At 65.3% G+C, this 18,170-nt stretch carries 19 protein-coding genes and 2 pseudogenes; 8 read left to right on the top strand and 13 right to left on the bottom strand.

What is annotated here, in order from left to right:
- Positions 1-184: hypothetical protein (locus AC3FKH_RS19805; protein WP_488677509.1), on the top strand; the 184-nt coding region annotated here is incomplete at its 5' end.
- Between the two features lie 259 nt (positions 185-443).
- Here AC3FKH_RS19805 and AC3FKH_RS19800 read toward each other — a convergent pair.
- Positions 444-896, bottom strand: a complete 453-nt coding sequence (locus AC3FKH_RS19800) for an Lrp/AsnC family transcriptional regulator (protein ID WP_488677524.1) — start codon at positions 894-896, stop codon at positions 444-446.
- Positions 897-1,007: 111 nt separating this feature from the next.
- Here AC3FKH_RS19800 and AC3FKH_RS19795 point away from each other — a divergent pair, with 111 nt between their 5' ends.
- Positions 1,008-1,640 carry a LysE family translocator gene (locus tag AC3FKH_RS19795; protein ID WP_488677508.1) on the top strand — a complete coding sequence of 211 codons (633 nt, stop codon included), beginning with the start codon at positions 1,008-1,010 and terminating at the stop codon, positions 1,638-1,640.
- A gap of 147 nt (positions 1,641-1,787) precedes the next feature.
- On the opposite strand, the pseudogene AC3FKH_RS19790 reads toward AC3FKH_RS19795, so the two are convergent.
- Positions 1,788-2,223, bottom strand: a pseudogene (locus AC3FKH_RS19790) (alkaline phosphatase family protein); the annotation flags it as partial.
- Between the two features lie 19 nt (positions 2,224-2,242).
- Between AC3FKH_RS19790 and AC3FKH_RS19785 the strand changes: the two are divergent.
- Positions 2,243-2,455, top strand: coding sequence for a hypothetical protein (locus AC3FKH_RS19785; RefSeq protein ID WP_488677507.1), 213 nt, complete (start codon positions 2,243-2,245; stop codon positions 2,453-2,455).
- A gap of 92 nt (positions 2,456-2,547) precedes the next feature.
- A pseudogene (locus AC3FKH_RS19780) lies at positions 2,548-4,098 on the top strand (phosphocholine-specific phospholipase C); the annotation flags it as partial.
- Here the strand turns inward: AC3FKH_RS19780 and AC3FKH_RS19775 are convergent.
- On the bottom strand, positions 4,032-4,493 hold the full coding sequence (locus tag AC3FKH_RS19775) for a phospholipase domain-containing protein (protein ID WP_488677523.1): 462 nt from the start codon (positions 4,491-4,493) through the stop codon (positions 4,032-4,034). The pseudogene AC3FKH_RS19780 and the gene AC3FKH_RS19775 sit on opposite strands and share 67 nt — an antisense overlap.
- Before the next feature lie 31 nt (positions 4,494-4,524).
- On the opposite strand from AC3FKH_RS19775, the gene AC3FKH_RS19770 reads away from it, so the two are divergent.
- Entirely contained in the window at positions 4,525-4,878 is a 354-nt protein-coding gene (locus AC3FKH_RS19770) for a phospholipase domain-containing protein (RefSeq protein WP_488677506.1), read from the top strand.
- Positions 4,879-5,123: 245 nt separating this feature from the next.
- Here AC3FKH_RS19770 and fliR read toward each other — a convergent pair whose 3' ends face one another.
- The 7 genes from fliR to fliL all read right to left on the bottom strand — a co-directional run bounded on the left by fliR (position 5,124) and on the right by fliL (position 9,590).
- Positions 5,124-5,909, bottom strand: coding sequence for a flagellar biosynthetic protein FliR (gene fliR, locus AC3FKH_RS19765; RefSeq protein WP_488677505.1), 786 nt, complete (start codon positions 5,907-5,909; stop codon positions 5,124-5,126).
- Between the two features lie 53 nt (positions 5,910-5,962).
- On the bottom strand, positions 5,963-6,232 hold the full coding sequence (gene fliQ / locus AC3FKH_RS19760) for a flagellar biosynthesis protein FliQ (protein ID WP_211947569.1): 270 nt from the start codon (positions 6,230-6,232) through the stop codon (positions 5,963-5,965).
- Between the two features lie 24 nt (positions 6,233-6,256).
- A complete protein-coding gene (gene fliP / locus AC3FKH_RS19755; protein WP_488677504.1) occupies positions 6,257-7,063 on the bottom strand; it encodes a flagellar type III secretion system pore protein FliP in 807 nt (268 codons plus the stop codon).
- Positions 7,060-7,509, bottom strand: coding sequence for a flagellar biosynthetic protein FliO (fliO, locus tag AC3FKH_RS19750; protein ID WP_488677503.1), 450 nt, complete (start codon positions 7,507-7,509; stop codon positions 7,060-7,062). Before fliO ends, fliP begins: the two co-directional genes overlap by 4 nt.
- Entirely contained in the window at positions 7,506-7,934 is a 429-nt protein-coding gene (gene fliN / locus AC3FKH_RS19745; protein WP_488677502.1) for a flagellar motor switch protein FliN, read from the bottom strand. The genes fliO and fliN overlap by 4 nt, the downstream gene beginning before the upstream one ends.
- On the bottom strand, positions 7,927-8,940 hold the full coding sequence (fliM, locus tag AC3FKH_RS19740; protein ID WP_483712312.1) for a flagellar motor switch protein FliM: 1,014 nt from the start codon (positions 8,938-8,940) through the stop codon (positions 7,927-7,929). Before fliM ends, fliN begins: the two co-directional genes overlap by 8 nt.
- A gap of 155 nt (positions 8,941-9,095) precedes the next feature.
- Positions 9,096-9,590 carry a flagellar basal body-associated protein FliL gene (gene fliL / locus AC3FKH_RS19735; RefSeq protein ID WP_483732930.1) on the bottom strand — a complete coding sequence of 165 codons (495 nt, stop codon included), beginning with the start codon at positions 9,588-9,590 and terminating at the stop codon, positions 9,096-9,098.
- Positions 9,591-10,040: 450 nt separating this feature from the next.
- Between fliL and acnB the strand changes: the two genes are divergently transcribed.
- A complete protein-coding gene (gene acnB, locus AC3FKH_RS19730; RefSeq protein WP_488677501.1) occupies positions 10,041-12,632 on the top strand; it encodes a bifunctional aconitate hydratase 2/2-methylisocitrate dehydratase in 2,592 nt (863 codons plus the stop codon).
- Positions 12,633-12,852: 220 nt separating this feature from the next.
- Here the strand turns inward: acnB and AC3FKH_RS19725 are convergent, their stop codons facing one another.
- The gene (locus AC3FKH_RS19725) at positions 12,853-13,044 is read right to left on the bottom strand and encodes a YjfB family protein (RefSeq protein WP_483732927.1); all 192 of its coding nucleotides are present in this window, start codon (positions 13,042-13,044) and stop codon (positions 12,853-12,855) included.
- Positions 13,045-13,264: 220 nt separating this feature from the next.
- Here AC3FKH_RS19725 and AC3FKH_RS19720 point away from each other — a divergent pair, with 220 nt between their 5' ends.
- Entirely contained in the window at positions 13,265-13,642 is a 378-nt protein-coding gene (locus AC3FKH_RS19720) for a c-type cytochrome (protein ID WP_488677500.1), read from the top strand.
- 14 nt (positions 13,643-13,656) lie between these two features.
- Here AC3FKH_RS19720 and AC3FKH_RS19715 read toward each other — a convergent pair whose 3' ends face one another.
- Positions 13,657-16,095, bottom strand: coding sequence for a DUF3772 domain-containing protein (locus AC3FKH_RS19715; protein ID WP_488677499.1), 2,439 nt, complete (start codon positions 16,093-16,095; stop codon positions 13,657-13,659).
- Positions 16,096-16,621: 526 nt separating this feature from the next.
- Between AC3FKH_RS19715 and AC3FKH_RS19710 the strand changes: the two genes are divergently transcribed.
- On the top strand, positions 16,622-16,996 hold the full coding sequence (locus tag AC3FKH_RS19710) for a mechanosensitive ion channel protein MscS (protein WP_488677498.1): 375 nt from the start codon (positions 16,622-16,624) through the stop codon (positions 16,994-16,996).
- A 2-nt stretch (positions 16,997-16,998) separates the two neighbouring features.
- On the opposite strand, the gene AC3FKH_RS19705 is transcribed toward AC3FKH_RS19710, so the two are convergent.
- Entirely contained in the window at positions 16,999-17,976 is a 978-nt protein-coding gene (locus AC3FKH_RS19705) for an ABC transporter substrate-binding protein (protein WP_488677497.1), read from the bottom strand.
- Between the last annotated feature and the right edge of the window lie 194 nt (positions 17,977-18,170).

The following is an 18,170-nucleotide window of genomic DNA, read 5'->3' as shown; positions in this document are numbered from 1 at the left end:
GGCACATCGATGCCGTTTCGTGATGGAGGGCCCACCTTCCGCCGGTCACGCTTCGTTCGATGTGCCACGGACTTTGCCCGTGTCGTTCGAGGGGGAGCGGGGCGCGTTCATTCCATCTCTTTTGTCCGAGCGACAAAAGAGTAAGCAGAAAAACGCGTCGCTTGCCCTAACGGGCGAATATTGATCGTAGCGTGCGAAGAATTTCGTACGGGTACTCGCTTCATAGACTGCCCGGCTGCCTGCCGCGTGGAGCGCGTCCGCCTGCAGGCTCTCCGGCAATGATTGAACCAGCCCCGAAACTGTCCGTGGCCCGACACTGCGAGCGTTATCGCATCATCGCCTTCGGCTGCTGCGCGGCTCAGTAGTCGGCAGGCGGGAGGACATCAACGGTGCAGATGCTGGTGCGTCCCTTTCCCTTTCTACCATTCCTCCGACTCCGTCGCTTAATTGTGCTTCCTGGACGGCGGCTGTCGCAGAGCGCGAGCGGCAATCGGTGTCGACATCATGATTGACGTGCGAGTTTCGCCGTACAGGTTGATCCGTTCAATCAGCCGCTCAAGATCGGCCAAACTTACCGCGACCAACCTGATGACATAGGAATCCGCACCTGTGACGTGATGACATTCCAGCACTTCGGGGATGGACTCGAGCAACCTCAGGAACTTCGCCTTTGCAGGTTGCGGCACAGTAATGCCAATCAGGGCGCTTACCGCGTAGCCAGCCGCTACCGGATTGATCCTAGCGGAGTAGCCTTCGATCACCCCTGCTTCTTCCAGGCGTTTGACGCGCTCCGTGACCGCTGGCACTGAGAGGTGGATCTGACGCCCCAGCTCGGTATAGCTCATGCGTCCGTTGTGCTGTAGCAAGACAAGCAGCTTCCAATCCAGTTCGTCCATGATTCCGTAGGATTTAAGGTCGGAACTCAATTGTTCCTTAGAATCCATCTTCGCGCATAAACCCAAACGACCTACGATGCCACATCCACATTAACCAACTGGTCGACGGTCATGTTGTTCATTAAGTCTTTGGTGATCGGTTTTTGCATTGCCGCGCCCGTAGGCCCCATCGGGATGTTATGCATCCAGCGCAGTTTCACGCGTGGCTTTCGCTCCGGCTTCGCAACGGGTGTCGGCGCAGCATGCGCGGATGGCATCTACGGGTTGCTGGGCGCGCTCGGTATCGCTGGTGTGGCTTTGGCGTTCCCGATGCTGAGCGTGGCGCTCAAAATCGGCGGTGGACTGTTTCTCGTTTGGCTTGCTTGGGGCATGTGTAAGGAATCACCCGCCGCCCCAGAGCTTTCTCAACGTGCGCCGCATTCAACTGTTGCTCGCGATTTCCTGACGACGTTTGCCCTTACGCTGTCCAGTCCTATGACCGTTCTGTCGTTTATCGGGATCTTTGCCGCGCTCGGGCCACTAGCAGGCTCGCACGACGTCCCGGCTTGGGCCGGAGTCACGCGGATGGTCGGGGGGGTATTTGTCGGCTCTGCCGTCTGGTGGCTTTGCCTGAGCACTGCGGCGGCCACGTTACGAAAAGCGTTGTCTGCCTCGGTGATGCGCGGCTTCTCGCGCATATCGGCCAGCGTGGTAGCCGTATTCGGTTGCGTCCAGATGGTCTCTGGCGTATCTGGCCTTTTCTAGCCCGGGCTCCCTTCACGCGGTGCCCTGATCGGCAAGGCGACGCCGGACATCCGTGAGAGGAACGGCCGCAGGCCGCCAGTCAAGTGGAGGCCGCCTGAGCTTGCTCGCGCCCTCCCTGCGAGCCAGCGGCCTTCCTCGTTGCCGCGCTCAGTCGGCGTGGTTCAGGGCCAGGCGCAGGATGTCGAAATTGCGCAGGCGCTGTCCCGGATCCGTGTTTACCTTGCGGTTGAACAGCAGCGGCACCTTGCTCCGACAGGCCGCCATGCGAGCGCAGCGGTGCGTCGAGCCCGCTCAGGTCATGGCGTGCCGGCGTGGTGCCCAGCACGGTCAGGCGTTCGCTGACGACCACCAGGTCGCCAATGCGGTCCTGCGGCAGTTCGAAGCGGTCCGCGGCGGCCTGCTTGTCCAGCACCAGTTCGATCCCGGGCAGTGCCTCGATCGCATGGCGCACGGCACCCAGGTCCTGTCCCGCGGGCACATAGACCGTTGCGTACGAGCCGAGCGCGCCGTGGTGGGCGACATAAGGATCCGTGATCGGCAGCAGGACCCGGGTGGCGCCTTCGCCGAAGCGCTGGTCCAGCGCTTTCGTGACGCTGCAGGCCGTGGTCGACAGCCTGGGCTTTGCCATCGGCACCTTTCCGACGCTGGAAACCGATCTTGCCACTGGCCGCATCGCGACGCCGTTCTATGGCATCCGCGCGCCGGGCAATACCTACTATTCGCTGGTCCCGCGCGATGCCGACAAGCCGCTGCATCTGCGGGCATTCCTGGAGTGGCTGGAGCAGCAAGGCAACGATGCTTCAGGCGCGGCCTAGCTATTTTCTGACCTGCTTCCGATGCGGTGGGTTGTGGACGCGTACCCATCGGTTTTGGCGCGCGTGCCAACCGAAAAAGCGATTGGACTGCGATGCCACGGTCTTCGAAACTTCCCGCAACGCCGAGCGCTGTACCGGGAGCGGAGTGTCAGTACAACGAGCAGACGCACATGGTTCACGCGGATCACCGTACGGCAGCATCCGGCCGCGTCGCTCAATGCATGTCACTCCATGCGCGGGGCTCCTCCCGTATCCCGGAACCACCCCAGACCGAACTTTCCATGACCAGCTTCAACCGTCGAAACTTCCTGCGCGCTGCGGCAGCCGGCGCCGCATTGGGCGCGTTTCCCGCCGCGATCCAGCGGGCGCTGGCCATTCCGGCCAACAACGTCACGGGCACCATCGACGACGTCGAGCACGTGATCATCCTGACGCAGGAGAACCGCTCGTTCGACCACTATTTCGGCACCATGCCAGGCGTGCGCGGATTCAGCGACCGCTTCACGATTCCGATGGCATCTGGCGAACCAGTGTGGATCCAGCAGGGTACGGCGGGCAACGTGCAGCCTTATTACCTGGATGCATCGAAGGGCAATGCGCTGCGCGTTGGAGGCGCGCATGACTGGGGCGACCAGCAGGCTGCCTGGGATGGTGGCCGCATGGCAGCATGGGCAAAAGCGAAGAACACCAGTGTTTGCATGGGCTATCTCAAGGAAAGCGATCTCTCGTTCCACTGGGCGCTGGCCAACGCGTTCACGATCTGCGATGCGTACCACACGTCCATCCATACTGGCACCTTCACGAATCGGATGTTCCTGTGGAGCGGTACCAATGGAGCCAATGTGGCGGGGCATGCGTGCGTGACCAATGCCAACTGGGGCAAGCTGGGGCCGTCGGGAGACGGGCTCGGCTGGACCACTTATCCCGAGCGGCTGCAGGCCGCCGGTGTCAGATGGAAGGTGTACAACCGGCCGGGCAACAACAGCAACAACAATCAGCTGGTCGCCTTTGCCCGGTATCGCGCCGTCAACGAACAGCTGCAGTCGCTGGGTTCGCCTGACGCACCTTGCATGCCCGCCCTGGAGGCGCGATCGCCGCTCTACAAGGGCTTTGGCAATACGATGCCCGACGGCGGATATTTGCAGGCGGTGGCTGACGACATCGCCGCCGGCACGTTGCCGCAGGTGAGCTGGATCGTCGCACCAGGCCCTTACAGCGAGCATCCGAGCATGTCGGTGCCGCCGCAAGGCGCCTGGTATATCCAGACATTGCTGAATATGCTGACCGCCAGGCCAGACGTCTGGAGCAAGACGGTATTGATCGTCAACTTCGACGAGAACGACTGCTTCTTCGACCATGTTCCACCGCCCGCGCCGCCCTGGCGGAACACCGATGGCACTTACGCCGGCAAGTCCACCGTCGATATCTCGAACGAGTACTACACCATGCCGCCGCCCCCGGGCGATGCCAAGAAGCGCGCACCGGATGGCAAGCCGTTCGGCGCCTCGACGCGCCTGCCGATGCTGGTGATATCGCCATGGAGCGTTGGCGGGTGGGTCAATTCCCAGGTGTTCGATCACACTTCCACGCTGCGCTTTCTTGAGCGGCGGTTTGGCGTCAGGGAGCCCAACATCGGTCCGTGGCGCCGCGCGGTGTGGAACCCATTGGGACCGAGTACCCACAGACTGTACTTGCCGCCGTTGCCGCCCATGGCGTCCCACGCATCTGAGATCGACTTGCCGGCTTCGACGGTGAAGCGGCGCGGGTACGCGTCCAGGTTGAGTTCGTCGTACACGTGGAATACCGCGCCTTGCGCACCCGTGTTGCTGAAGGCGAGCCGGATCTTGCCACTGGCCCGATCGGCATTGGCATGAGTGTGCAGCCGGTATGGCAGCGCGCGCGACGGCCGCACGCCTGCCGGTTGGGTTGGCAGCGGCGTGGTGCCTGCGCCCGGCACTGGCACGCGGCCGGCCGCCACCTGCTGACTGTATGTGGCGTCGGCCTGCGCACGTGTCGGCGCCGTCGAGAGTGCCGGCATCGCGCGGTTGGGATTCCGGAAATCGAAGCACGTGGTCAGGTCGCCAAATTTCAAGGGCGACCTCAACGATCTGCGCAACGGCCCCGATCCGGAAGTCCGTGTCTCTTACGATCCCGGCAACACCGCTGTCTATCTGACCATCACGAATGCCGGCAAGTCCTCGGCGGTGCTGACCGTCACGCCCAATGCCTACCGCAGCGACGGTCCATGGATCTACACCGTCAATGCGGGCATGCAGATGGAACCGTACTGGGCACTCGATGCTTCGCACGGCTGGTATGACTTCACGGTGACCATGGGGGACGCCTATGTCCGGAGATTTGCCGGCCGCGTGGAGACCGGCAAGGATAGCTTCAGCGACCCGGCCATCGGCGTCGGGTCCTAGGGCCTGCGGTTGAGGGGATGGCCCGCCTTCAGGCCTTTCCCCAACCTTTTTCAGTCATGGGAAAGTCTCGCTGGCGGCGGCCGGATCCGCAACGATCAGAAGAGATGCTTGGCTCCCAGATATGCCGTGCGGACCCCCTCAGAACGGGCCCGCGCGCAAAGTGAACGACAAGACCTGGAAGGCTGGCAGCAACGTCGTTCGAGAAGGTGATGGCGACGAGGCGCGGGCGTCCCCGCATTATCGCGCTATCGCGCGAACTGCCCCAGCACCGTGCCGATCGCCGCCAGCCCCGACTCGATCATGTGCTGCATGTAGCTGCCCATCTGCGGCATCACCAGCGACAGCACCAGCAGGCCGCCGGAAAGCGTGACGGGGAAGCCCACCGCGAAGATCGACAGCTGCGGCGAGGCGCGGTTGAGAATGCCCATGGCCAGGTTCAGGGTCAGCAGCGCGGCAATCATCGGCAGCGCCAGCAGCAGCCCGGACGAGAACACCATGGCGCCGGCGCGTGCCACGGCGTGCCAGCCTTCGGCAGCCAGCGGCGTGGCGCCGATAGGCAGACCCTGAAAACTGTCGACCAGCGTGCCCAGCATCAGCAAGTGGCCGTCCAGCGCCAGGAACAGCAGCATGGCGATGATGTTCAGGAAGCGCGACAGCACCATGGTCTGCCCGCCCGCGGCGCGATCGAAGAACGACGCGAAGCCCAGGCCCATCTGTAGCCCGATGATTTCACCCGCGAGCTGCACCACGGCAAACACCAGCCGCATGGTAAAGCCCGTGGCCAGCCCGATGCCGACCTCGTTGAGGATGATGATCAGGCCTTCCCACGAATAGACCGGCACGACCGGCAGATTGGGCAGCGTCGGCGAGACCGCCATCGCGATGAGGGCGGCCAGACCGATCTTGACGCGGCCGGGAATGGTGGACTCCCCGAACAGCGGCGCCGTGCCGATCAGCGCGAGCAGCCGGAACAGCGGCCACAGGAAGGCCGCAATCCAGCCATAGAGCTGCGCGTTGGTAACTTCGATCACGGCAGGACGCTGGTTGCGGCAGAGATGGACAGAAGGCGAGGGCGGCTGCGGGGTCAGTGCGCCAGGGCAGGAATGCCCTGGAGAACTTCGCGCATGTAGTCGACCATGGTGTTGATCATCCACGGGCCGGCCAGGACCAGCGTGGCGAACAGCGCCACCAGCTTCGGGATGAAGGTCAGGGTCATTTCGTTGATCTGGGTGGCGGCCTGGAACAGGCTCACCACCAGCCCGGCGGCAAGCGCCACCAGCAGCGGCGGAGCCGCCAGCATCAGCGTCATCTTCATCGCGTGGGTCGCGATGGTCATTACGGTTTCCGGAGTCATGGCCAGGGGGCAGTCAGTGCGGGGTCAGTTCATGAAGCTCTGTGCCAGCGAGCCCAGCAGCAGTTGCCAGCCGTCCACCAGCACGAACAGCATCAGCTTGAATGGCAGCGAGATGGTGGCCGGCGGCACCATCATCATGCCCATTGCCATCAGCACGCTGGCGACCACCAGGTCGATGATCAGGAACGGGATGAAGATGGTGAAACCGATCTGGAACGCGGTCTTGAGTTCGCTGGTGACGAACGCCGGCACCAGGATGCTCATGGGCACCTCTTCAGGACCCTGCATTTCCGGCGCCTTCGCCATCTGCGCGAACATGGCCAGGTCCTTCTCGCGGGTTTGCTTGAGCATGAAACCCTTGAGCGGATCGGCCGCCTTCGCGATCGCGGCCTCCAGGCTGATCTTGTTCTCGGACAGCGGCTTGTACGCGTCGTTGTAGACGCGGTCCAGCACCGGGCCCATCACGAAGAAGGTCAGGAACAGCGACAGGCCCACCAGCACCTGGTTGGGCGGCGACGATGCGGTGCCGAGCGCGTTGCGCAGCAGCCCCAGCACGATGATGATGCGCGTGAAGCCCGTCATCATCAGCATGGCCGCCGGCAGGAAGCTCAGCGAAGTCAGCAGGACCAGGGTCTGGATCGACAGCGACCAGATCTGGCCGCCGCCGGGACCGGGCTTGCTGGTCACGCCGGGCAGCGCCTGGGCGAGCACGGGGGCCGGTATGGCGGCGAGCGCCAGCGCGGCCAGCAGCAGCGCGCCGCCCGCGGTCAGCGCGTGAAAATGCCGAGAATGCGAATTGCGCCGCGACGTGGCGGTGCGCTGGGTGTTCATGGCTTGAAGTTTTCCTGCATCGAGCGCAGCAGCTTTTCAGCAAAGCTGCCGCCGGAAACCGTGCCGCCGGGCGCGGACGGTGCCGAGGGCGTGGCTGGTCCCGCCGGCATGCTGTGCAAGGTGCGGATCTCGCCGGCGCTCACGCCGAGCACGAGCCACGTGTCGCCGACCTCGACCAGCACCAGCCGCTGGCGGGCGCCGAGCATGGTGCTGCCGATCACCTTCATCATGCCCTGCGGTCCGTGGCGAACCAGGCCCGCGCGGCGCGCCGCCCAGGCCAGCCCGAGGATCAGCGCGATGACGCCGAACAGACCGAGCCCGGCCTGCGCGAGGCTGCCGGCGCCGCTGATGGCGGGGGCACCGCCTTCAGCGGCGCTTGCCAGGCCAGGCGTGCCGATCGCCGCAAGCGGCAGGACGGCACGCCGCAGGCGGGCGACGGCGTTCATTTGTTGAGCTTGCGGATGCGTTCGGACGGCGTGATGATGTCCGTCAGGCGGATGCCGAACTTGTCGTTCACCACCACCACTTCGCCCTGCGCGATCAGATAGCCGTTGACCAGCACGTCCATCGGCTCGCCGGCCAGCCCGTCCAGTTCCACCACCGATCCCTGTGCAAGCTGCAGCAGGTTCTTGATGGGCACCTTGGTGCGGCCAAGCTCGACCGTGAGCTGTACGGGGATATCGAGGATCATCTCGATATCGTTGTGGAAGCCGCTAGGCGCTTCCTTGGCCAGCGGCTGGAAGACGGTGGCGGCGGCCGGGGTGGCGGCCGCGGCCGGGGCTTCGGCCGCTGTGGCGCTGGTCTGTTCAGCCAGGGCGCTGGCCCAGTCGTCCATCGGATCGACCGGCTTGTCCTCGATGCCGTCAGTCATGATCGGTTTCCTTGTTGGAATCGCTGTCTTGGTGATTGATCATTCGCTCTACCCGCAGCGCGTACTGGCCATTCATCGTGCCGAAGCCGCATTGCATGACGGGCACGCCGTTCACCTTGCCGAACACGTGCTCCGGCAGGTCGATCGGCAGCACGTCGCCGGCGCGCAGCGCCAGGACTTCTGCCACGGTGCTCTGCACGTGGGTGAATTCGGCCACGACTTCCACATCGGCGGCGCGCAGTTGCGTTGACAACTGCGCAAGCCAGCTCTTGTCGACCTCCTTCTCGTCCTGCAGCGGATTCATCAGCAGGTCCTTGAGCGGCTCGATCATGGCGTAAGGCAGGCAGACATGAAGCTGCCCGCCCACGGCACCGAGTTCGATGTGGAAGGCGGTGGTGATCACGGCCTCGTTGGCCGTGGCGACGTTTGCAAACTTGGTGTGCATTTCCGAGCGGACATATTCGGTCTCGATCGGATATACGGTGCGCCAGGCATTGCCGTAGCTGCTCAGCGTCATCTCCAGCATGCGCTGGATGATGCGTTGTTCGGTCTGGGTGAAGTCGCGGCCTTCCACGCGGGTGTGGAAGCGGCCGTCGCCGCCGAACAGGTTGTCGACCACCAGGAATACCAGGTTGGGGTCGTACACGAACAGGGCCGTGCCGCGCAGCGGCTTCATGTGGACCAGGTTCAGGTTGGTCGGCATCGGCAGGTTGCGCGCGAAATCGCCGAACTTCTCGATGCGCACGCTGCCCACGGTAATGTCCGCGCCGCGGCGGATGAAGTTGAACAGCGCGGTGCGCAGCGAGCGCGCAAAGCGCTCGTTGATGATTTCGAGCGTGTGCAGGCGTCCGCGGATGACGCGTTCCTGCGTGGCCAGGTTGTACGGCCGAACCCCGCCTTCGTCGGCGGCGACGGGCTCGCTGGCCTTGGGCGTGTCGGCTTCGCCGGACACGCCCTTGAGCAGCTCGTCTACCTCGTCCTGCGAGAGGAACTTGTCATAGGCCATCTGGTGTCCTGCCCCTTATGCTGCGGTGTAAATCGAACTGTCCATGTCCGCCTCAGCCTGCATGGCGGCCTGCATGCAGGCGGGCGCGTGCGGGGCTGTGCTGGAATCCGGATGGCAGTCTCATATCGGGTTGGCGGTCGGGGCAGGGCAAGCGCTTACTGCACCACGAACGAGGTGAACAACACGTCCAGCACGCGCTGCGGCGGCAGTCCGGCCGCGAACGGCTGGCTGATCGCATTGCGGATGTCGTCGGCCAGCTTGCGCTTGCCTTCCACGGTCGAGAGCTCTGCCGGCTGCCGTGCGGACAGCAGCAGCAGGATGCGGCTGCGGGCTTCGGGCAGGTACTGCGTCATGCGCGCCTGCGTGTCGGCATCGGCCACCTTCAGCGACAGGCCGGTATGCAGGAAGCGGTCGCCGTCTTCGCCCTTGAGGTTGACGGTGAAGGCGTCCAGCGGCACGAAGATGGGCGGCGGAATCACGGGCGCGGCCGGCGCGGCGGCTGCCGCCGGTTGCCGGTTGCCCAGGATGCTGCCCAGCACGAAGCCTCCGGCGCCCAGAACCAGGACCAGCACGCCGCCGCCAATCAGCAGCATGCGGCCGCGCTTGCTTGCGTTGCCGCCAATCTGGGAAGGAGAAGCCGTGTTCGCCATGAGAAGCCTGTATCGGAATGCCTGCCATTCTTGCGGAATCGCAGGCCAGCAAAGGGCCGAAAAAAAGGGGGAATCCCTTTCAGCTTGGCCGTTTGAGCGGAAAGGGAGCAGGCATGGCTGCGCCAGCGGGCGTGCGAAGCGCGCCTGCTGCTTGGTTAACGCGTATTGGTTGCGGAACTTGAGTTGCCGCCGCAGAGCGGCGGCCTTGCCACTTGTCGCCGTTCCCGGCCGCCGGCATCGCCGGACTGGCGCGGCCGTCATTCCCTACTACACTAGTCGGGTAGTCGCTCATGCAGGCCTGTGACGATCATTTATTCGTAACCCATTGTTGTAGAAAGCTTTTTGTATTTTCACTCTTATATAAGATATAAGACATTTGACCGAGCCGATGCTTCAGACTACAATCGCGACGTCACAGAATTTCTACAACCAATTACTCAGCAGGTTCCCATGCTTGAAAACTATCGCGCCCATGTCGCCGAACGCGCTGCGCTCGGCATCCCCCCGCTGCCCCTGACCGCCAAGCAGACGGCCGAGCTGATCGAACTGCTGAAGAACCCGCCCGCCGGTGAAGAGCAGACGCTGGTTGACCTGATCACGAACCGCGTGCCGGCCGGCGTGGATGACGCCGCCAAGGTCAAGGCCTCGTACCTGGCCGCCGTGGCGCTGGGCAAGGAACAGTGCGCCCTGATCAGCCGCGCCAAGGCGACCGAGCTGCTGGGCACGATGCTGGGCGGCTACAACATCTCGCCGCTGATCGCACTGCTGGACGACGCCGAAGTCGGCACCGTCGCCGCCGATGCACTGAAGAAGACCCTGCTGATGTTCGATGCCTTCCATGACGTGAAGGAAAAGGCGGACAAGGGCAACGCCAATGCCAAGGCCGTGCTGCAAAGCTGGGCCGACGCCGAGTGGTTCACGAGCCGTCCGGAAGTGCCGCAAAGCCTGACCATCACCGTGTTCAAGGTGCCGGGCGAAACCAATACCGACGACCTGTCGCCGGCCCCGGATGCCACCACGCGCCCGGACATCCCGCTGCACGCGCTGGCCATGCTGAAGAACAAGCGCGAAGGCGCGGCGTTCCAGCCGGAAGAAGACGGCAAGCGCGGCCCGGTCAAGTTCATCCAGTCGCTGGCCGAGAAGGGCCACCTGGTCGCCTACGTCGGCGACGTGGTGGGTACCGGTTCTTCGCGCAAGTCCGCCACCAACTCGGTGCTGTGGTTCACCGGTGAAGACATCCCCTTCATCCCGAACAAGCGCTTCGGTGGCGTATGCCTGGGCAGCAAGATTGCCCCGATCTTCTACAACACCATGGAAGACGCCGGCGCGCTGCCGATCGAGCTGGACGTGTCGAAGATGGAAATGGGCGACGTGGTCGAACTGCGCCCCTACGAAGGCAAGGCCCTGAAGAACGGCGAAGTGATCGCCGAGTTCAAGGTCAAGTCCGACGTGCTGTTCGACGAAGTGCGCGCCGGCGGCCGCATTCCGCTGATCGTCGGCCGTGGCCTGACCGCCAAGGCGCGTGAAGCGCTGGGCCTGGCCCCGTCGACGCTGTTCCGCCTGCCGCAAAACCCGGCCGACACCGGCAAGGGCTTCACGCTGGCCCAGAAGATGGTCGGCCGCGCCTGCGGCCTGCCGGAAGGCAAGGGCATCCGCCCGGGCACCTACTGCGAACCGAAGATGACCTCGGTGGGCTCGCAGGACACCACGGGCCCGATGACCCGCGACGAGCTGAAGGACCTGGCTTGCCTGGGCTTCTCGGCCGACCTGGTGATGCAGTCGTTCTGCCACACCGCCGCGTATCCGAAGCCGGTCGACGTCAAGACCCACCACACGCTGCCCGAGTTCATCAGCACGCGTGGCGGCATCTCGCTGCGCCCGGGCGACGGCGTGATCCACTCGTGGCTGAATCGCATGCTGCTGCCCGACACCGTCGGCACCGGCGGCGACTCGCACACCCGCTTCCCGATCGGCATCAGCTTCCCGGCCGGTTCGGGCCTGGTCGCCTTTGCCGCCGCCACCGGCGTGATGCCGCTGGACATGCCGGAATCGGTGCTGGTCCGCTTCAAGGGCAAGATGCAGCCGGGCGTGACCCTGCGTGACCTGGTCAACGCGATTCCGCTGTACGCCATCAAGCAAGGCCTGCTGACCGTGGCCAAGCAAGGCAAGCAGAACATCTTCTCGGGCCGCGTGCTGGAAATCGAAGGCCTGCCCGACCTGAAGGTCGAGCAAGCGTTCGAACTGTCGGATGCCTCCGCCGAGCGTTCGGCCGCCGGTTGCACGGTGCGCCTGAACAAGGAACCGATCATCGAATACATCAACAGCAACATCACGCTGCTGAAGTGGATGATCGCCCAGGGCTACCAGGATCCGCGCAGCCTGCAGCGCCGCATCGAAGCCATGCAAGCCTGGCTGGCCAAGCCGGAACTGCTGGCTCCGGATGCCGACGCGGAATACGCCGCCGTGATCGAGATCGACCTGGCCGACGTGCACGAGCCGATCGTGGCCTGCCCGAACGACCCGGACGACGTGAAGACGCTGTCGGAAGTTGCCGGCGCCAAGATCGACGAAGTGTTCATCGGTTCTTGCATGACCAACATCGGCCACTTCCGCGCGGCGTCCAAGCTGCTGGAAGGCAAGCGCGACATCCCGGTCAAGCTGTGGGTGGCCCCGCCGACCAAGATGGACCAGAAGCAGCTGACCGAGGAAGGCCACTACGGCGTGTTCGGCACGGCTGGCGCGCGTACCGAAATGCCGGGCTGCTCGCTGTGCATGGGTAACCAGGCACAGGTGCGCGAAGGCGCGACGGTGATGTCGACCTCGACCCGCAACTTCCCGAACCGCCTGGGCAAGAACACCAACGTGTACCTGGGCTCGGCCGAACTGGCCGCGATCTGCTCGCGCCTGGGCAAGATCCCGTCGAAGGAAGAGTACATGGCCGATATTGGCGTCATCAACCAGAATGGCGACAAGATCTACAAGTACATGAACTTCGACCAGATCGAAGACTTCAAGGAAGTGGCCGATGGCGTGAACCTGTAAGGTTCGGCCGCGCCGGTCACCGCGCATCGAGATCAATCGATGCGCAGTCCTGGCCACGACAAGCCCCGTCTCTGCGCGCAGAGACGGGGCTTTTTCCATGGTGGGCCGATATCGGGCGGTCGCCACGCATGCACTTGCCACATCGGCAAAACGCCCCGCACGAAGCGGGGCGCTGGCATGCTGGCGGCGTTGCACGCGCAAGGCGCGCAGCGCGCCCTGCTCAGGCCGTCACGTCAATATTCTGGCCAAGGTGGGGCGGGTTGCTGGCCACCGGGGCAGCACCGGTAGCTGCCTGCAGCAGGCCGGTCACGCTCTGGGCCTGCAGGTCCAGCGATTTGCGCAGCATCAGCAGCGACACCGGATCTGTGCCCGGGTCCGCCGCGCCGAGAGCGCTGACGAGGGAGATACTCATGTTGGTCGGTTCCTGAAAAGGATTGAACGGATGCGGGCACCCGGCATGCAAGGCGTGCGGGATTCCCGCCTCCTGGTTGTCGTCCGGAACCGGGCATGACTTGAGGGCCGCGCATGCCATGCGCCGATTCGCCTCCTGGCTCACGGCGCCACCGCGTCCGGTGGCTCGCGCTGCGCTATCATGCCGGGCTGCCCGCGAGGGCCATTTCCAAGCATGACCGATGCATCACGCTGTACCGCGCCTTGTCCTGGCGCTGACCTTTGTTGTCCTTTCCCATCCCGTCTTCGCTGCCGATGCGCAGGCCGGCAAGGAAGTGTTCTCGACCCGTTGCGCGTCCTGCCACAGCGTGGGCCCCTCCGCACGCGGCGGCTTCGGCCCGCAACTCAATGGCATCGTCGGCCGGCGCGCCGGCAGCACCGCTGACTATCGCTATTCGCCGGCCATGACGGCATCCGGCGTGGTGTGGACGGCCGATACCCTGCGCGCCTTCGTCAAATCTCCAGGCAAGGTCGTGCCGGGAACGCGCATGCGCTTCTGGGGCATGGGCAATGACCAGCAGATCGACGATCTGCTGGCCTACCTGCAGACTTACCGTTAGGCGCCCGCCTGGCGCTACGGCGCCGCCAACAGCGCTTCCGCCGTCATCCCCGGCAGGTTCTCCACGCGCAGCGTCTGCGGCATGGTCAGCGGAATGCCTGCGGCGCGCAGCCGCTTGAGGATCTCGAACAGCAGGTCGCTCTTGGTGCCGCCGGCAATGCGCGGGTTCGACACGTAGCCGGTCACGCTCAGCGTAATGCCGTTGGGCGCAAGCTGGCTGAACGTGACCGATGGCACGGGATGGTCCAGGATGGTTTCGTTGTCCAGGTAGGCATCCAGCAGCAGATCGCGCACCGCTTCCGGGTCGATGTTCAGCGGGAAGGTCAGCTGCAGCGTGGCCACGCCCTGCGTGCTGTTGCTCATGGTCACGTTGCGCACGTTCTGCGAGATCAGCTGCGAATTGGGCACGATCACGGTGGAGCGGTCGCCAAGCTGGATCTCGGTGGCGCGCACGTTGATGCGGCGGATGTCGCCTTCCACGCCGGCGATGCTGACCATGTCGCCGACCTTCACCGGGCGCTCGGTCAGCAGGATCAGGCCCGACACGAAGTTCTTGACGATCTCCTGCAGGCCGAAGCCGATCCCCACCGACAGCGCGCTGACGATCCACGCCAGGTTTTCCCACTTCACGCCGAGCAGCGACAGCGTCAGCAGCACGATGAGCACGTAGCCGACGTTGCTGAACAGCGTGACCAGCGACGCGCGCAGGCCCGGCTCCATGACCATGCGCGGCAGCAGTTCCGCATCGAGCCAGCGCCGCACCGAGCGCAGCAGCCAGATGCCGACCGACAGTGCGATCACCGCATTGACGATGCGCTCGGGCATGATGTTGTAGCTGCGCAGCTTGTCGCCGCCGAGCACGGTCAGCAGGCTGTCGAGCAGTTCGGCCGGCGTGGTGCCGAAGCCGCCGGTCAGCAGCGCGATGACGGCAATGATGGTGAGCACGCTCGTGCCTAGGCCTGACAGCAGCGTCGACGTCTGTTCCAGCCGGCTGTCATCCACGCCGAACAGTTGCCGGATCACGCGGCCGCTGGCGTGCTGCGGCGAAAGCAGGCTTTCGAAGGTATCGCGCGTGAGCTGCGTGAGCAGGTACAGCGTGCACAGCACGATGTCGAACCACACCAGCTCGTAGGTCACGAAGCGGGCAAAGCTGACGTAGCCCGCCAGCAGCGCGACCAGCGCGACAATGACCGCGAGCGTGACGCCGGCGTGGATCATGCCCGCCAGCGTGGCGCGCGCCTCGGCGCGCTCGCCGGCGGCGGCCAGGCCGCTGCGCACGCGGTTGGCGCGCAGCAGCGCGGCGCCGATCGTGAACACCACCACCAGCGACACCAGCCCGCGGCCCAGCAGCGTGAACGGCACGCTGGTGTCGGCGATATGGTTCAGCAGCTCGAGCGTGCCGGCCACCAGCAACAGCCCGGCCAGCGCGCGCGGGAACGGCTTGAGCGCGAGCGCGACCGGGTCCGCCAGCGCCGGCAGCCGCCACGACGGGTGGCGCGTGCACAGCAGCGCGCGGCCGAGCCCCGCGATCAGCGCGCTGGTCAGCATGAGCCTGGCCAGCGCGTTGAGCAGGTCCTGCAGGTCCGACGGCGGCTCGTAATGTTGCGTGAAAGCGATATAGACGCACTGCACCGCCAGCGCGGTCGTTGCCACGGTGGTGAGTGCCGTGGCCAGCGCCAGCGCGCTGCGCCGCAACCGGTGTTCAGGCAGGCAGTTCAGGCAGAACCACGCGGCGGCGCGTTCGGTCAGGCGCCGGCCCAGCGTCCAGATGGCCAGCGCCAGCACCAGCAGCAAGGCGGTGGCCGCGCGGTGCTCCGGTTCCCAGGCGGTCTGCAGCAGCGGCACGACCTCGTCCCGGAACGCCGCCATGCGCGCGCTGTCGTCGTCGGACGGCTTGAGCAGCGGCGCCCAGAACTCGGGGTTCAGGATGCTTTCCGAGCGCAGCGCGAGCTGGTCCTTCATCCGGCCGCGCTGCAGCTTGGCGAGCTGGGCGTTCAGGTTCTCGATATTTTCCTTGCCCTCGGTCGCCTGCTTGAGCGCGTTGTCGAGCTGGACCTTGCGCGCATTCAGCTCGGCGCGCTGCCTGGCCACCGCAGTCGTCTCGGGCGTGGTGCCGGGCGCGGGCGGCGGCCCCAGCACGTCGAGCTGGGCCTGCAGCTGCGCGCGCTGCGGTGTCAGCGTGGCCGTGAGCTTGTCGACGTCGGCGGCGAGCTGGTGCAGCGACTCGTCCATATCGCCGAGCCGCGTATTGCCGTTGACGCTCGAAGCAGACTGCTTGATGCGGTCCTGCGCGGTCTGCAGCCGCTTGAGTTCGGCCATGGCTTCGGCGTGCGTCAGGGCCGGCGGCTGGTCCGCTTCGGGGGCGGAGGCCGGCTCGGCGGCCATGGCGGCCGGCATCAGGTGGAACAGTCCTGTCAGCACAAGGCTCAGGGCGAGCCAGGATAGTCTGCGCATTGGCGAGTCACGTTGGGACGTGGCCGCCCGAAAGTCTCTGCGAAGGCTCGGGCAAGTCCCTGCACGCCGAAATGATGGCGAAATGGCGGGGAACGAATGCCTGAGGATGCGGAACGGTCCGGGGGCGCGGAAGATGAACACAGGAAGCAACGCCACATAGTGGGCAAGCCGCTTCCACGAAATTGACCGGCGTAGCAGGGCAGACCAGGGCAGACCAGGGCAGACCAGGGCAGACCAGGGCAGACGCCGCATGGTTGCCGTCGGGCCTGTCTGGCGCGCGGCAAGCCGGCTGGAGCAGGGCGGCCGGCTGGCTGGAGATCCGGAACGCCGAGCCGAGATTATACGAAAGCGTTCAGATCACACGGGCCCATATGGCCGGTGCGGGAGCGGGAATCATGTAATTGTCCGTTACGAGGGGAAGCGCGCGTTACAACGCTAACAACTGGAGGCCTCCGCCGAAACACCTGAGCGCGGGTTTCTTGTGCATGATGACATCACGACATCAGTACCCGAACAGGAGTCAACCATGCGCCCCGCAATCCGTATCGCTTCCGCTGCCGCCGTGTCACTGGCCTTGCTGGCCGCCGGACCGGCGTCGGCGCATGACCGCTATCGCCATGGCGGCGGCTCGCAGGCCGGCGTGGCGCTGGCCGTTGGCGCGCTGGTCGGCCTGGCATTCGGTGCGGCGGTTGCCTCCGCGCCGGTCGTGGCCGCGCCAGTCGCCTATGCACCCGCACCCGTCGCCTACGCGCCGGCGCCGGTCGCCTATGCGCCGCCGGCCCGCTATGCCGCGCCGGCCGTGCCCCCGGGCTATTGCTATCGCGGCGACGTCGGCGGCTACGTGCCGTGCGCCCCGCAAGCCCGCGGCTACTATGAGGCGCCGGTGAGCTACGGTTACTGACCTCAGGCGACGGCGAAGCCCGTATCGAAGGTCGTGCGCGCATCGAGCCGCTGCCTGAGCAGGCCGGCCTTCAGGTAGAAATCGGCGGTGCGCTGCTGCTCGGCAATCAGCGCATCGTCGATCTTCTGCCACTGCGTGTGCCGGCGTTCGAATTGCAGGCGCGCGGCCTCCGGCGAAATGCCGATGATGCGCGCCAGCGTCGCCGAGAATTCCGGCACATGCTGGTAGGACCAGGCCTGCGCGCGCACCACGCGTTGCAGGAAATCGGCCAGCACGGCGCGACGGGCCGCTAGCGCGGTGTCGGTGGCGGCCAGGTAGCTCAGGCCCGACCAGAGCCCGCGCCCGCTCACCAGCACGCGCGCATGCCCGCTGGTTTCCGCCATGGCGGTATAGGGTTCCCAGGTGGACCACGCGTCGACGGAGCCGCTGGTCAATGCCAGCTTGGCATCGGCTGGCGGCAGGAAGCGGATGTTGGCGTCTTCCGGCCGCAGCCCGGCGGATTCCAGCGCCTTGAGCGCGACGAAATGGCCGATCGAGCCGCGGTTGGTGCCAATGCTCTTGCCCTTCAGATCCGCCGCGCTTTTGAGCGGGGAGTCCGGCCGCACCAGGATGGCAGTGCCGTAGGGATCGGAACGGTTGGCGCCGATCAGGCGGATGCGCGTGCCGGCGGCCAGCGCGAAAATTGCCGGCGCATCGCCGATCGGGCCGCAGTCGACCGCGCCCGCATTGAGTGCTTCCGCCAGCGGCGCGGCGGCAGGGAACTCGGTCCACTGGATGTCGTAGGACAGCCCGCGCAGCGCATCGGCGGATTCGAGCAGCGCGCGCAGGCCGCCTTTCTGGTCGCCGGCCTTCAGCAAAGGGCGGCCCTGGGCGCGAGCCGAGCCGGCGCCCGGGAATGCCGCAATGCGCACGGTGTCGGTGGCGATGGCGGCGGTGGCGGCCATGCCGTAGCGAAGGAATTGTCGTCGGGATGCAGTCATCGATATGCGTGCCATGTGGATCGTGAGGCTGGAGCAGCCCCCAGCACGCAACCGTAACCCGAGCGTTCCCCTGCGCTAACGAATATCTCCATGCTTTCTTATGCGTGCGGCGTCACGGCTGGCTGGTCCATGTGGCGCCGACATCGTCTGGCCGCTTGCTATTTGGATACAAGCCTTCTATATCGAAACCAGTC

The sequence above is a fragment of the Cupriavidus sp. 21MJTG02-4 genome (assembly GCF_057798975.1).
This window is presented reverse-complemented; position numbering and strand designations above follow the sequence as displayed.

Excerpts from the sequence above, each read along its gene's own strand:
- AC3FKH_RS19800 (WP_488677524.1), bottom strand. The coding sequence starts at position 896 with ATGGACGAACTGGATTGGAAGCTGCTTGTCTTGCTACAGCACAACGGA.
- AC3FKH_RS19795 (WP_488677508.1), top strand. The coding sequence starts at position 1,008 with ATGTTGTTCATTAAGTCTTTGGTGATCGGTTTTTGCATTGCCGCGCCC.
- AC3FKH_RS19775 (WP_488677523.1), bottom strand. The coding sequence starts at position 4,493 with ATGCCGGCACTCTCGACGGCGCCGACACGTGCGCAGGCCGACGCCACA.
- fliQ (WP_211947569.1), bottom strand. The coding sequence starts at position 6,232 with ATGACTCCGGAAACCGTAATGACCATCGCGACCCACGCGATGAAGATG.
- fliP (WP_488677504.1), bottom strand. The coding sequence starts at position 7,063 with ATGAACACCCAGCGCACCGCCACGTCGCGGCGCAATTCGCATTCTCGG.
- fliO (WP_488677503.1), bottom strand. The coding sequence starts at position 7,509 with ATGAACGCCGTCGCCCGCCTGCGGCGTGCCGTCCTGCCGCTTGCGGCG.
- fliN (WP_488677502.1), bottom strand. The coding sequence starts at position 7,934 with ATGACTGACGGCATCGAGGACAAGCCGGTCGATCCGATGGACGACTGG.
- fliM (WP_483712312.1), bottom strand. The coding sequence starts at position 8,940 with ATGGCCTATGACAAGTTCCTCTCGCAGGACGAGGTAGACGAGCTGCTC.
- fliL (WP_483732930.1), bottom strand. The coding sequence starts at position 9,590 with ATGGCGAACACGGCTTCTCCTTCCCAGATTGGCGGCAACGCAAGCAAG.
- acnB (WP_488677501.1), top strand. The coding sequence starts at position 10,041 with ATGCTTGAAAACTATCGCGCCCATGTCGCCGAACGCGCTGCGCTCGGC.
- AC3FKH_RS19725 (WP_483732927.1), bottom strand. The coding sequence starts at position 13,044 with ATGAGTATCTCCCTCGTCAGCGCTCTCGGCGCGGCGGACCCGGGCACA.
- AC3FKH_RS19720 (WP_488677500.1), top strand. The coding sequence starts at position 13,265 with ATGCATCACGCTGTACCGCGCCTTGTCCTGGCGCTGACCTTTGTTGTC.
- AC3FKH_RS19715 (WP_488677499.1), bottom strand. The coding sequence starts at position 16,095 with ATGCGCAGACTATCCTGGCTCGCCCTGAGCCTTGTGCTGACAGGACTG.
- AC3FKH_RS19710 (WP_488677498.1), top strand. The coding sequence starts at position 16,622 with ATGCGCCCCGCAATCCGTATCGCTTCCGCTGCCGCCGTGTCACTGGCC.
- AC3FKH_RS19705 (WP_488677497.1), bottom strand. The coding sequence starts at position 17,976 with ATGACTGCATCCCGACGACAATTCCTTCGCTACGGCATGGCCGCCACC.